The 12,339-nt window shown below is 57.5% G+C and carries 13 protein-coding genes; 10 read left to right on the plus strand and 3 right to left on the minus strand.

The genetic code is table 11. The features are described 5' to 3' along the window. Positions 1 to 20: 20 nt before the first annotated feature. The gene (gene sctW / locus F3J26_RS18955; protein WP_166875588.1) at positions 21 to 1,196 is read right to left on the minus strand and encodes a type III secretion system gatekeeper subunit SctW; all 1,176 of its coding nucleotides are present in this window, start codon (positions 1,194 to 1,196) and stop codon (positions 21 to 23) included. Between the two features lie 262 nt (positions 1,197 to 1,458). Between sctW and F3J26_RS18960 the strand changes: the two genes are divergently transcribed. Both F3J26_RS18960 and F3J26_RS18965 read left to right on the plus strand, forming a co-directional pair. Next, positions 1,459 to 2,052 (plus strand): RNA polymerase sigma factor, encoded by a 594-nt coding sequence (locus F3J26_RS18960; RefSeq protein WP_008461001.1) that lies wholly within the window; start codon positions 1,459 to 1,461, stop codon positions 2,050 to 2,052. A gap of 45 nt (positions 2,053 to 2,097) precedes the next feature. Then, on the plus strand, positions 2,098 to 3,585 hold the full coding sequence (locus F3J26_RS18965) for a histidine kinase (protein ID WP_166995419.1): 1,488 nt from the start codon (positions 2,098 to 2,100) through the stop codon (positions 3,583 to 3,585). Here F3J26_RS18965 and F3J26_RS18970 read toward each other — a convergent pair. Beyond that, entirely contained in the window at positions 3,563 to 4,195 is a 633-nt protein-coding gene (locus F3J26_RS18970; protein ID WP_008461003.1) for a response regulator, read from the minus strand. The two genes, F3J26_RS18965 and F3J26_RS18970, sit on opposite strands and share 23 nt — an antisense overlap. Positions 4,196 to 4,420: 225 nt before the next feature. Between F3J26_RS18970 and F3J26_RS18975 the strand changes: the two genes are divergently transcribed. The 7 genes from F3J26_RS18975 (at position 4,421) to ybiB (ending at position 10,749) form a co-directional block, all read left to right on the plus strand. After that, positions 4,421 to 4,768, plus strand: coding sequence for a CesT family type III secretion system chaperone (locus F3J26_RS18975; RefSeq protein WP_166995421.1), 348 nt, complete (start codon positions 4,421 to 4,423; stop codon positions 4,766 to 4,768). 3 nt (positions 4,769 to 4,771) lie between these two features. Further along, positions 4,772 to 4,903, plus strand: coding sequence for a hypothetical protein (locus tag F3J26_RS22725; protein WP_286180336.1), 132 nt, complete (start codon positions 4,772 to 4,774; stop codon positions 4,901 to 4,903). A 20-nt stretch (positions 4,904 to 4,923) separates the two neighbouring features. Continuing rightward, positions 4,924 to 5,559 carry a XopG/HopH/AvrPtoH family type III secretion system effector gene (xopG, locus tag F3J26_RS18980; protein ID WP_008461005.1) on the plus strand — a complete coding sequence of 212 codons (636 nt, stop codon included), beginning with the start codon at positions 4,924 to 4,926 and terminating at the stop codon, positions 5,557 to 5,559. 77 nt (positions 5,560 to 5,636) lie between these two features. Beyond that, the gene (locus F3J26_RS18985) at positions 5,637 to 7,016 is read left to right on the plus strand and encodes a hypothetical protein (RefSeq protein ID WP_166995423.1); all 1,380 of its coding nucleotides are present in this window, start codon (positions 5,637 to 5,639) and stop codon (positions 7,014 to 7,016) included. 2 nt (positions 7,017 to 7,018) lie between these two features. Continuing rightward, positions 7,019 to 7,417: a CesT family type III secretion system chaperone gene (locus tag F3J26_RS18990; RefSeq protein ID WP_008461007.1), complete on the plus strand. Its 399-nt coding sequence runs from the start codon at positions 7,019 to 7,021 to the stop codon at positions 7,415 to 7,417. Positions 7,418 to 7,612: 195 nt separating this feature from the next. Continuing rightward, on the plus strand, positions 7,613 to 9,772 hold the full coding sequence (dinG, locus tag F3J26_RS18995; RefSeq protein ID WP_166995425.1) for an ATP-dependent DNA helicase DinG: 2,160 nt from the start codon (positions 7,613 to 7,615) through the stop codon (positions 9,770 to 9,772). 14 nt (positions 9,773 to 9,786) lie between these two features. Next, positions 9,787 to 10,749: a DNA-binding protein YbiB gene (ybiB, locus tag F3J26_RS19000; RefSeq protein ID WP_166995427.1), complete on the plus strand. Its 963-nt coding sequence runs from the start codon at positions 9,787 to 9,789 to the stop codon at positions 10,747 to 10,749. A gap of 129 nt (positions 10,750 to 10,878) precedes the next feature. On the opposite strand, the gene ybiJ is transcribed toward ybiB, so the two are convergent. After that, positions 10,879 to 11,139 (minus strand): DUF1471 family protein YbiJ, encoded by a 261-nt coding sequence (gene ybiJ / locus F3J26_RS19005; protein WP_008461011.1) that lies wholly within the window; start codon positions 11,137 to 11,139, stop codon positions 10,879 to 10,881. A gap of 361 nt (positions 11,140 to 11,500) precedes the next feature. Between ybiJ and F3J26_RS19010 the strand changes: the two genes are divergently transcribed. After that, positions 11,501 to 12,334, plus strand: coding sequence for a helix-turn-helix domain-containing protein (locus F3J26_RS19010; protein ID WP_166995430.1), 834 nt, complete (start codon positions 11,501 to 11,503; stop codon positions 12,332 to 12,334). Positions 12,335 to 12,339: the final 5 nt, after the last annotated feature.

Raw genomic sequence — 12,339 nt, forward strand, 5'->3', positions numbered from 1 at the left:
TCAATCCTGGTAAAGTCCGTTTACTGCGCCAGCTGGCTGCGTTTTTCCCACGCGGCGTATTCGCCGTTGAGGGTGCGGAGCAGAAGCAGGGCGTTGCTGCGGGTTTCATCGTTCCCTCCCCAAATTTTCTCCGGCAGCGCCTGGAGCAGCGTCAGCAGCCCGTTGAAAAAGAGAGACTGCTGCAGGGGTTTTTCGCCCACCACCTGCAGCCCAAGCTGGGTCAGGTCGCGGGAATAGAAGCCGTTGCGGCACATGCTGAGCAAGGAGCGTGTCATGACATCGGCCCCCATCGTGACGTGGGAATATTTGCTCTTCAGGCGGTCGAGGAACTGGGCGACTTCCGACAGCGTGTGCGTAATGGCGCGGGTGTCGTTCAGCCCGGAAAGCAGGCGGCGCAGGGCCGTCGGCGGGGCGGATGGGGCCAGGGCGGCGATGTCATCGGAAAGCGCGCGCTGCAGCGTACGCAATGCGGGCACGAAGCCATCGACGCCAAACTTGTCCAGCAGCACGTCCATGATGTTGTCGGCAGACTGCTGGTTGATCACGCCGCTGTAATAGAGCTTGCGCATTTCGCGCTTCTGCGCCGGATCGCTGCTGAAGGCGGCAATTGCCGGGGCGGTATTCACCCCGGCGTTAATTTTTTCCGGGTGCTGCTGCTGCAGGTCGGCAAGCATTTGCTCGACGCGTGCCGCCAGCGCCGGGTTGCTGCCGTTTCGCAGGCGCATCGCCATCAGGCTGAGGGTGACAAATGCAGAAGCCGGGTCGTGATTGGCCTGTTCGAGCAAATCATCCAGCGTCGGGGTTTTTCCGTCGCCACCCGACAGCATTCGTTCAAAAGCCGATTCCTGCTCGGCCTGCTCTTTCCCCGACGGGCTTTCTAGCAGTTTCCCCAGCTCTACAAGGTGAGTGACCTTGATTGCCGCCACGGAGATACGGCGCAGCTGGGTGGCCTGCGTGCGCTGTTCCTCATGTTTGATTTTCTGTTCGATGCTTTCCGCAAAAGTTGACGCCATCGACTCCTGAGCGGCCCCGGGCCGCTGCGGCGCGGGCGCTGCACGAGTGGCGGACGAGGAACTGCTCGCCGCGCTCTTATCGTTATTAGTGTCGCTGATTAGCTCATCGACCAGGGCGTCCGCCTGTTCGGTTTCAAGACGCAGATTGTGGTGATGGTGGTGCTGGGGGATTCTCATGTTCATTGCGGTGTGCCTTACCCGATTCGCCTGCCAGTGTGTGGGCTAAGGCCTGGGGCGGTTCCCCGACAAATAAAAAATTTCCGCCGCTGGGGATGTGTAAAAAGTTGCACAAACCCGTTTTCGGGCTGTGTGTGTTTTTGCTCATATTTATCTGATTAATAAAAATTAATTGTTATTAATCAATGTGTTGTTTTGATATTTTTCGCTGGCACGGCGCTTGCTATAGGACGAACTCCTGAATCTATTCCATAAAAAGGTGTTCACTATGTCAGCAATGTTTGATTTCGAATCACAGGTTTTCCCGGATGCGCAGGCTGCTTTTGAGTCCCACGTTGTGCAGGGCGAGTTTCCGGTGGTTAACTGGGAGCGCGTGATGCGCGACAACGAACAGCGGCTGTACAATTTTATTCGTAAACGCGTGGCAAATTTTGCCGATATAGAAGACCTGGTGCAGAACACCTGGTATGAAGTGATTCGTAACAAGCACAAGTTTTGCGGCACGTCGCGCCCGGAAACCTGGATGTTCGGGATTGCGGTAAACCTGGTGAAAAATCACTATAAATCCGTCAAAGTGAGCTACCTGCACGATGAGTTAAACGATGATGTGCTCGGTACGCTGCTGCATTCGGAGCAGCCGGAAGGGGTGACTGAGGGTAAGGACATCCTGTCGAAAGTGTTGCAGCGCATTGCGCAACTCCCTGAAGATTATCAGCAATTATTACAGCTGATCGTTGATCACGATATCAGTTACCAGGAAGCGGCTGACCGGATGACTATTCCTATCGGCACCGTGCGTTCCCGTCTTTCCCGTCTCCGACAGTCTTTGAAACAGGATCTGGGGTGGGACAGCCTGAACTGAGCGAGCGGTGCTTCGTTACTCCCTGAACGAGAAGAATCACACTCTATGAAACAAGACGGCGGGCCGCACCCACGGCCCTATGATACTCAGGCATTGCTGAGCGCCGCTTTCAATAGCATGCGCGAGCTGGTTTTCATTGTTGACAGGGATTTCAATATTGTTTTTGCCAACCACAAGGCGCTCAGTCTTTGCCTGCCGGAAGGTGCCGGCCAGGCAAGGGCCGGGCATCTGGTGGGTGAAAATATTTTTACCCGGCTGCGGGGCTATGGCGACCTGCCGCTGCTGGCGGTGGTTGAGCAGCAGCTGGATCGGCCAGAACATTCGCCTTACGGCGATAAAATTAACGCCCGGTTTCAGGCGGCAACGCAGGCTATTCCGGTCGAGGTTTGCCCGAGCCGCTTCGAGTTTCAGCGGCAGAACTGGGTGATGATGGTGGTGTGCGATACCCGCTATCGCAATGATATTCATCGTTTTTACTACGATCGTGAAAACGAACTTCGAGACATTCTGGACAATATGCCGGATGCGATTCTGCGCGTGGACAGTGAACAGCGGCTGCTCTATGCCAACGAAACGGCGCTGCAGTGCATGCCCAAGAGCGCGGCGGCCATCGGGCTGAAGATCAACTCGCTTATCGGCGATTCGACGCTGATGGAGCAGATCGGCTGGTCGCTGCAGCTGGTGCTGAGTAAGCATATTCAGCTGGAGGCCGTGCTGCACGGCATGCGATCCGACCTGCGGGTGTCGAGAATCTACCAGGCGCGTTTTATTCCTGAATTTACCCAGCAGCAGACGCTGAAATCCGTGCTGGTGATCGCTCGTCCCGCTTCCCGGCAATATTTTGCCGAACAGCAGGTGCGGCAGACTCACGAACAGCTGCGGCAGATGACCCAAAAGCTGCAAAGCAGCGTCGAAAACGAGCGCAAGCATATGGCGCGGGAAATCCATGATGAGCTGGGCCAGCACCTGACCTCGCTGCGGGTGGGGATTTCGCTGTTGGGCCAGAATCATCCTGCGCTGCAGCATGAAGTTGAACCTTTGACGCAGCTGGTGGATGGCACCATCAAAGTGGTGCGCGATATCGCCACCCAACTGCGCCCGGCGGTGCTGAACATGGGGCTGAAACCCGCGCTTATCTGGCTGCGGGACCAGTTCAACAAGCACCGTTCCGGCGTGTGTACGCTGACGATTCAGCCGCTGCCGGTGTCGCTGTGTGACGATGAGGTCACCGCGATTTTTCGCGTGGTGCAGGAGTCGCTCACCAATGTGCAGCGGCATGCCAAAGCGCGGGAAGTGGAGGTGAAGGTGCTCACAAAGGGCAAAGTCGTGCTGATTTGTATCAATGATGACGGGCAGGGATTTGATCCCGGCCAGGTCTCCGACGGGGCCTTTGGGTTATTGAGTATGCGCGAACGCTGCATGATGAAAGGCTGGACGTTTAACATCCACAGCACGCCGGGCAAAGGGAGCTGCGTGCATATCGAGATCCCTTATGCCCTGCCGGCCCCGGCTAAAGTTTATGATAGCGAATAGCAAACTTGATGATGTCGGCGTTGTTGTCGAACTGCATTTTTTCCATCATCCGGGTCTTGTGGGTGCTGACCGTTTTGTTGCTGATGCTTAGGGTTTCTGCGATGCCATTGATGTTTTCGCCGCTGCTCAGCAGGCGAAGGATCTGCTTCTCACGCTGGGATAGCGTGGCGTAGCGGCGAAGCTGGTCGTTTTCCTGGGTTGAAAAGACGATGGCTTCCGCCAGGGAGGGATCAATGTAGCGCTGGCGGGAGGCGACGCGATGAATGGCGTGCAGCAGCGTTTGCGGGGCCTGGTCTTTAGTAATGAAGCCGTGGGCGCCGCTGGCGAGGACCATTTGGGCGATTTGCGGCTCGTTGTGCATGCTCAGCACCAGCACCGGCAGCATCGGCCACAGGCGGGTGATTTGCTGCACCAGCTCCGGCCCGGAGTCGCCGGGCATGGAGAGATCCAGCAGCAGGACATCGACGTCAATTTCCGTCAGCAGCGACAGCACCGTTTTGCCACAGCCCGCTTCCGCCACCACTTTAATTTTCTTATCCAGTGAAAAAATCTGTTTCAGGCCCTCGCGCATCAAAATGTGATCGTCCGCGAGGAGGAGTCTGATTGCCATACCGTCTGTCATCCATAATTTATAGTTATTAAATCGTTCTTTTTTATAAGAATAATCATCGCGCACGAATTGCAAAGACGCGTGTTAAATGAACATAGCAGCCTCGCTGCGGCGAATCTAGCTTTGCCGGGGGCGATAAGGTTGCAGCTTGTTACAAGTTCCCCCTGGAACCCACTTCGCCTGCCGCTCACTCACGCCCCATGTTCCTGACCGACAGGTGAAATCATGGTGATTGCCGAGCAGCTCTACCACAAACTCCAGCCGCTGTTTAAACAGCTGAATGCGCCTGGCATGGTGTACAACGCCCAGGGCTACTACTCGTTAACCCTCGACGGCGGCCAGCAGGTTTTCCTGGAGCTGACGGAAAACCTGACGCTGGCGATGATGGGCCTGCTGGCGCTGCCGGATAATCCCGGCGAGGCGCTGCTTCTCGAGCTGTTACAGGCCAACCTGAACATTGACCAGCAGCCAGCCATCACCGTTGCCGCCGATAAAGAGCGTGCGCAGCTGGTGGTCTGGGCGGCGTTACCCCTGGACGAACTGCATCTCGACACGCTGCTGCCTTTGTTGTAGCGGTTGAGCTGGACGCTGTCGGTGATTGGCCGCTGGTGCCAGCCTGCCGCGCCGCGTGAGCGCCAGGCTGCACCGGAGACAGAAAAAGATCGGCTTCAGCGCCGCCAGATTGAAGCGCTGCTGCTGCGACGTTAACGTCCAACCAAGGGGAAAAGATGAGTACGATTTCTGCCAGCCATGTGGCGCCACATATCGCCATTGAATATCACCGCCCGGAAGACTATCTCGCTGCCGAAAGCGCTTTGCATAAGCTGCTCAGTCGGCCCAATGGCCGAAGCCTGGTGGGCGAACTGCGTAACCTCAGTACCCAGGGCCGGTACGTTAAGGTGAAAGTCACGGCGATGGCGAATACGGTTGCCCGCCCGGTGCTGACCGACTCTCAGGTCCGCCGGTTTCACCTCTCCGGCAGCGAGTACGATAAGGCGCACAATAAAAAAGCGACGCAATTAGCGCAAAAACAGCCGCTCGGCAAAAAAGGCGAGGGGACCAGCGTCAGCGTCGACTGGAACCCGCGGCAGTCCGTGGCTATCGATGCCCACGGCCGCCCAAGCCTGCTGGACGATCCCTCGCTGGCTTTTGTGTCGCTTGCCCATGAGCTGGTTCACGGCTATCGCATGATGAAAGGGACCTACACCGGAGGGACTTCCGACCGCTACGATACGGGCTCGCCGGCCGGGCAGGAGGAATCCCGCGCGGTGGGTATCGGCAAGTATGCGGGGGAAGCGCTGTCCGAAAACGGTATTCGCCATGAGCACGGCTTGCCGCTGCGCGGGCAGTACGCCGCAGGGTAAATTCTTCCGCAGCAGGAACCACCGCGCCGCTCTCCCCACATAACCTGTTGACGCAACAACTAAAGTGGGGAGATATCATGCCGTTAAACAACGTTGATACCAGCCTGAGGGTCGATCCAGGCCTGATAAGCGGTAACTCAAACCGACGGGTTTCCATGCGCCTCGCGCTGGAGCCTAATAACCCTCAGCATTTCGATTGCACCGTGAACGTGTCGTCGCGCCGGGCTGACGCGCTCTATTACGCCAATAAGGCAATAGATGATACCTGGCGCATTCTGGACATGGGGTCGGGTAACCAAAAGAACCATGTTCGCGCCACGATGGCCGAATCCTATAAGCGAACGCTTCTGTCGCAGAAGGAAACGGGCAACGGGGACTACACCGTGCGCGCCTGGGAGGCCTCTAAGTTTCGAGCGGGAAACTGCGGCGAAATGGCGGCGGTGAATGCGCTACTGCTGGCTAACTCCCGCGTCAAACAGCCGGTTTCCGTGGTGCATAACCGCGATGTCGACCACGCTTTTGTGATCATCGGCGATCCGCGGGAGAACGGGCGGTCTGTGGTGTCCGACCCCTGGCCGGAATTTGGCCGAGCCATGCGGATAGAAGACGCGAAATTCGGCGACAGTTACCACGTACTGCATACGTATCCTGTTGGCCACCGGGACGATGATGTTCGCGAGAAGCTGCTGCGTGGCGAGAAAGCGACGCAGGCGGAAGTGGATAAAGCGTTCCGTAAGGCCGCGCCAAAACTCGCGAAGCTAAGCCCTGAAAAGCTGCGGGACTCGGTGGTGGCGGGGCCAGGATACGTGCAGCGGCACGCCTCCAACAACCTGGGTATTCAGTACGATGGCACCGACAGCCGGGGCGTTGTGCAACATTTTGACCAGTCGCTGTCCGTCGGGCAGATGCGTTCCCGAATGATCGGGCCTCAGGCTGCGGTAGATGCGCAGCAGCGTGGGACACCTGCGCCAACGTTCACCAGTAACGATCGGCCTCGTCAGCGCACGGAATCGTTCGCCGCGGAATCTTCTTCCCGTGGCCGCCGCCCGAGAACGGCATCCAATGCGGTTCCCCCCGCAGCCCCTCGTCGCCGGGCAAACTCCGTCGATATTCTTCCGGCCCCGATGCCCATTTATGCCCCACCGCCTCCCGCGCCTGGAGGGATGTACAGCACGGTTCCGCTGCCGGGTCATGCCCCCGCGTTCAACTACGGCCCGCCGCCAACGGCTGCACCGGTTTATAGCTACGGCCCACCGCCAGCTGCAGCGCCGGTTTACAGCTATGGCCCGCCGCCGGTGCACGCCCATGCGCCTATGCACGCGATGGCAAGCCGACCGGTTTACCGTGAGCCGCCGGTTATTCCGCCGGATGTCTACGGCACTGCACCAGCCCCGGCCCGAACCCGGCCTCGATCTAACTCAGTCACTGCCGCTTTCCGGCGAATCATAGGTAACTAACGATGCCCGCACCTTCAAAATTAGCGCAAGTTTTGCAGCCGCTGTTGACCGATGAGCTGGGGCAAAGAGTCGAGCTTGAGAACGCAGAAGGCTATTCCGTTGAGCTTGGCGAGGGCGTGACGCTGGAGATCAGCGAATCGCCGGTTGGGCACCTGCTGCTGAGCTGCATGCTGCCCGTTCAGCCCACCCGGCTGAGCGATACCGACACGCTGACGGTGCTGCTGCAGGCTAATCTGCTGGGGATGGATTATCCCCCGGTGCTCACCGGGCTGCTGCCCGACCAGCAGCAGGTTGTGCAGTGGAGCAGTCTGCCGTTCCATCAGTTGGAGCCGGAAGTGCTCAAGCGGCTGTTTAACCGCTTTGCGCAGCAGGCCGAAAAGCTGGCCGCGTGGTTGGTTTAACCGCGATCCTCACGTTTTAGCCGCCTTCGTGCGGTTAAAACGTTTTTCTGAATGAACCTCCAGGAAGAGGCAAAAAACGGCAGGGTCAGGGGAGTAAAAGTAAAACAATAGTGGCTGTTTATACAGTATCTCGTCATAATTCGGGCCACAGACGCCGTTCTGTGACTTAAATTATCCAGAGAAAGAAGTGATGTTATGGCTTTGTCGTCGGCGCAAAAAGCGCAAATAGGTGCCTGGTATAAGGCGTTACAGCAGCAGATCCCGGATTTTATTCCGCGAGCGCCTCAGCGGCAGATGATCGCCGAGGTGGCGAAGACCCTTGCCGGTGAAGAAGGGCGGCATCTGGCTATTGAAGCGCCGACCGGCGTCGGCAAAACCCTCTCTTACCTGATCCCCGGCATTGCTATCGCCAGAGGGGATCAAAAAACGCTGGTGGTCAGCACCGCCAACGTGGCGCTGCAGGATCAAATTTACAGCAAAGATCTGCCGCTGCTGCGCAAAATCATTCCTGACCTGAAGTTTACCGCCGCCTTTGGCCGCGGGCGTTACGTGTGCCCGCGCAATCTGGCCGCGCTGGCGACCGATAACTTTACGCAGGGCGATCTGCTGGCGTTTCTGGACGATGACATGTCGCCGACCAGCAAAGCCGAACAGCAGCGCTGCGCCAAACTTAAAGCCAGCCTCGACGGCTATAAATGGGACGGGCTGCGGGATCACACCGATGAGGCGATTGACGACGATCTCTGGCGACGGCTAAGCACCGATAAAGCCAGCTGCCTGGGGCGAAACTGCCACTGGTATAAAGAGTGCCCGTTCTTTGTGGCCCGCCGGGAAATCGACGAGGCGGAAGTGGTCGTGGCCAACCACGCGCTGGTGATGGCGGCGCTGGAAAGCGACGCGGTGCTGCCGGAGGCGAAAAATCTGCTGCTGGTGCTGGACGAAGGCCATCATCTGGCGGACGTTGCTCGCGACGCGCTGGAGATGAGCGCGGAGATAACGCCGGGCTACAGCCGCCTGCAGCTCGACCTGTTCAGCAAGCTGGTGGAAACCTGCATGGCGCAGTTCCGGCCCAAAAGCCCGCCGCCGCTGACCGTGCCTGAACGTCTGACCAATCACTGCGACGAAGTGTACGAGCTGCTGCAGTCGTTTAACGCGATCGTTAGCCTTTGGCTGCCGGGGGAACGGGAAGGCGAACACCGCTTTGAAATGGGCGTCCTGCCCGAAGAGATCATGGTGATTTGCCAGCGCCTCGCGAAGCTGATGGAGGCGCTGCGCGGCCTGTCGGAAGCGTTGCTCAACGATTTGAGCGAAAAAACCGCCAGCCACGATATCGTGCGCCTGCACCGGGCGCTGCTGCAAATGAACCGGGCGCTAGGCTTCTTTGAAGCGCAGAGCAAGCTGTGGAAGCTGGCGGCGATGGAGCAGGCCTCCGGCGCGCCGGTGTCGAAGTGGGTGACGCGTGAAATCCGCGAGGGGCAGCCGCATCTGTTCTTCCACTGCGTGGGGATCCGCGTCAGCGATCAGCTGGAAAAAATGCTGTGGCGCAAAGTGCCGCATGTGATTGTGACCTCCGCCACGCTGCGCTCGCTCAACCGCTTTGATCGCCTGCAGGAGATGAGCGGCCTGCGTGAGAAAGCGGGCGACCGGTTTATCCATCTGGACTCGCCGTTTAATCATATTGAGCAAGGGAAAATCGTTATCCCCAAGATGCGCTTTGAGCCGCTGATGGAGCACGAGGCGCAGCATATTGCCGAGATGGCGGCCTTCTTCCGGGCGCAGCTGGCACAGGGCGAGCATAAAGCGATGCTGGTACTGTTCGCCAGCGGCCGCGCCATGCAGCAGTTTTTAACCCACGTCACCGATCTGCGGCTGATGCTGCTGGTGCAGGGCGATCAGCCCCGTTACCGTCTGGTGGAGCTGCATCGCCAGCGCGTTCAGGCCGGGGAAACCAGCGTGTTGATTGGCCTGCAATCTTTTGCCGAAGGGCTGGATCTGAAAGGCGAGCTGCTGACTCAGGTGCACATCCATAAGATTGCCTTCCCGCCGGTAGACAGCCCGGTGGTGGTCACCGAAGGAGAGTGGCTGAAAAGCCTCAACCGCTATCCTTTTGAAGTGCAGAGTTTGCCCAGCGCCTCTTTTAATCTGATTCAACAAGTTGGGCGTTTAATTCGTAGCCACGCCTGCTATGGTGAGATAGTCATTTACGACCGCCGCCTGCTGAGTAAACGCTACGGCGAGCGTCTGCTGGCCGCGCTGCCGGTGTTCCCGATTGAACAGCCCGACGCGCCGGAAGCAAAAGTGATAATAACGACGCCGAAACACACTGTACGGCGCAAACGTGTGAGCAAGAAATAGCAAGGAGAGTCTGGATGGACTATCGCAAAATCATTAAAGAAATTGGCCGCGGGAAAAACCACGCCAGAGATCTCGATTTTGATACGGCGCGCGGGCTGTATAGCCACATGCTGAAGGGCGAAGTGCCTGACCTTGAGCTGGGCGGGGTGCTGATTGCCCTGCGTATTAAGGGCGAAGGCGAAGCGGAGATGCTCGGTTTTTATGAGGCGATGAAGCAGCATGTCATTACGCTCACGCCGCCGCCCGGCAAGCCGATGCCGATTGTCATTCCTTCCTATAACGGCGCCCGCAAGCAGGCTAACCTCACGCCGCTGCTGGCGCTTTTGCTCAACAAACTGGGTTACCCGGTTGTGATCCACGGCGTGAGTGAAGATCCCACCCGAGTGCTGACGGAAACCATCTTTACGCTGCTGGGCATTGAGCCGACCCGCCACGCCGGACAGGCACAGGCGAAGCTTGAATCTCATCATCCCGTCTATCTGCCGATTGGCGCGCTTTGCCCGCCGATGGAAAACCAGCTGGCAATGCGCTGGCGCATGGGGGTGCGTAACAGCGCGCACACGCTGGCGAAGCTGGCCACGCCGTTTGAGGAGGAGGCCGCGCTGCGTTTGGCCAGCGTTTCTCACCCGGAATATGTGCCGAAAGTGGCGAAGTTTTTTGCTGATATCGGCGGGCGGGGGCTGTTAATGCATGGCACCGAAGGTGAAGTGTACGCCAACCCGCTGCGCTGCCCGCAAATAACGCTGATTGATGGACAGGGCACCCGAATCGTGAGCGAACGGCAAGCCGAACACGAAGGCGTCGTGCTGCCATCAGGCAAAGATCCTGAAGTCACTGCCCGCTGGATTGAGCGCTGCGTGGCGGGCGTTGAGCCGGTCCCGCAGTCGCTGAAAATTCAGATGGCCTGTTGCCTGGTTGCTACCGGAGAGGCTGTAACGCTTGAGGCCGGCCTGGCGCGGGTTGCCGACGTATTCTGAATGCTAAACAAAAAAAGCCCGCGACAGGCATCGCGGGCAAACAAGGGTAACATCAGGGTTAAACAAGGGTAGTGCTATCAAGGCCGATGAGGGTACCAGCCTTGATGAGGGTATTACTTGAGCGCGGGATTATTTGTAGATAACCGCGGTGCCGCTCATTTGGCCTTCGGTGTTGGCAGAAGTAATCGCGTAAGAGCTTGCGCCAGCGGCTTCTGCTTTAGCGGCCAGTTTTGCTTCCAGGCCATCCAGAGTTGTTGCGCCAGTGGCGGAAACAACGCCAATTTTATTCAGGTTCTGCGCCTGGGCTTCGTTTACGGATTGGGCAGCGAAAGCACCGAAAGACAGAGTAGAAAGAGCAATTGCAGCTACAGCATATTTGATGGTTTTCATGGCTAAATTCTCGCAGGTTGTTCTGTTAAGGTGACGTTGTTCCGTCGATGTGATTATGGTCACACTTTTATGTGGAAGAATAAATCGAAGAGAATTGACGACCTTAATCAAAAAAATTGAATTAGTTATAACGTATTGAAATAAATGATAATTACGGAGTAAATAATTTCGTTGCGTGACGTTAACCCTGGAAACACTTAGTTTGCGCACATTTTGCTACTCTTTTTGCCAGCGCTGGTCTTACCTGATGTGCAATCGCTTGCGCCTCTTTTTCAGCCTGACTTTGATGATTTGCGCAGTAAGCTGACAGGGAAGCTTTTATACTGTTCTCTTTCCTTTTTAACCCGACGGATGAGGTTCGATGGAGATAAAGCTGCACTCCAACGCCACAACAACGCCGCGTACGCGAAAGTACATTCAGGAGTCCGCGAAAACGGACGGCGAGCTGGCGGAGGAGCTGAACATTTCGGTCGATACCGTCCGGCGCTGGCGTAAACGCGACGACTGTTACGACAAATCTCACCGGCCGAATACCATTCATCGGGCGTTAAGTCACGAGCAGGAATCGATGCTGATCTTCCTGCGCGTGCGCCTGGCGCTTTCCCTCGATGAACTTCTCGAAGCTGCTCGCTTACTGATTCAGCAGGGGATTTCCCGCGCAAGCGTCAGCCGTATGCTGCAAAACTGGCAGCTGTCGCGCATGGCTAAGCCAACGCTCAGCCAGACGCCGGGCCATTTTACGCTGGATACCTTCTCGCTGCCGGAGACGATTAGCCATAAGCAAGGTGAACTGCTGGTGTTCAGTGAAAGAACCTCCGGCTATATGGCCGTTGCGCTGCGCGAGCGCGGCAGTGAAGAGGTGGCTGAGCCGCTGGTGGGCTTTTTGCGGGAAGGGTTGCCGCTCGCCGTACTTTCTTTAACGGCAAAATCTTGCTCTTTTACGCACAAGCTTGCAGGGGAACTGGGCGTGCCTTTACAGGCTGTGGAGCAGGAAGCCTGGCTGGAAAAGGCCGGGCAGGGCAATTACCACCAGGCGCTGGAAGCGCTGCTGAACGGCGAGCGCTTTGATAAGCGGCTGGGGCTGGGGGCGGTGCTGCTGGAGTTTGAAGATCTGCTCAATAAAAGGATTATCCGCAGCAGGCTGAAAAACCTGACGCCCGAGGCGTGGCTGAAAATTCATCATTCCCATCGTTAAAGCGC

This window comes from Enterobacter sp. Ap-867 (genome assembly GCF_011752855.1).
Lineage (GTDB): Bacteria > Pseudomonadota > Gammaproteobacteria > Enterobacterales > Enterobacteriaceae > Cedecea.

Bases quoted from the DNA above. Each gene is read 5' to 3' on its own strand.
- ybiJ (WP_008461011.1), bottom strand. From the start codon at position 11,139: ATGAAAACCATCAAATATGCTGTAGCTGCAATTGCTCTTTCTACTCTG.
- F3J26_RS18965 (WP_166995419.1), top strand. From the start codon at position 2,098: ATGAAACAAGACGGCGGGCCGCACCCACGGCCCTATGATACTCAGGCA.
- F3J26_RS18985 (WP_166995423.1), top strand. From the start codon at position 5,637: ATGCCGTTAAACAACGTTGATACCAGCCTGAGGGTCGATCCAGGCCTG.
- F3J26_RS18960 (WP_008461001.1), top strand. From the start codon at position 1,459: ATGTCAGCAATGTTTGATTTCGAATCACAGGTTTTCCCGGATGCGCAG.
- F3J26_RS18990 (WP_008461007.1), top strand. From the start codon at position 7,019: ATGCCCGCACCTTCAAAATTAGCGCAAGTTTTGCAGCCGCTGTTGACC.
- sctW (WP_166875588.1), bottom strand. From the start codon at position 1,196: ATGAACATGAGAATCCCCCAGCACCACCATCACCACAATCTGCGTCTT.
- F3J26_RS18970 (WP_008461003.1), bottom strand. From the start codon at position 4,195: ATGGCAATCAGACTCCTCCTCGCGGACGATCACATTTTGATGCGCGAG.
- ybiB (WP_166995427.1), top strand. From the start codon at position 9,787: ATGGACTATCGCAAAATCATTAAAGAAATTGGCCGCGGGAAAAACCAC.
- xopG (WP_008461005.1), top strand. From the start codon at position 4,924: ATGAGTACGATTTCTGCCAGCCATGTGGCGCCACATATCGCCATTGAA.
- F3J26_RS19010 (WP_166995430.1), top strand. From the start codon at position 11,501: ATGGAGATAAAGCTGCACTCCAACGCCACAACAACGCCGCGTACGCGA.
- dinG (WP_166995425.1), top strand. From the start codon at position 7,613: ATGGCTTTGTCGTCGGCGCAAAAAGCGCAAATAGGTGCCTGGTATAAG.
- F3J26_RS18975 (WP_166995421.1), top strand. From the start codon at position 4,421: ATGGTGATTGCCGAGCAGCTCTACCACAAACTCCAGCCGCTGTTTAAA.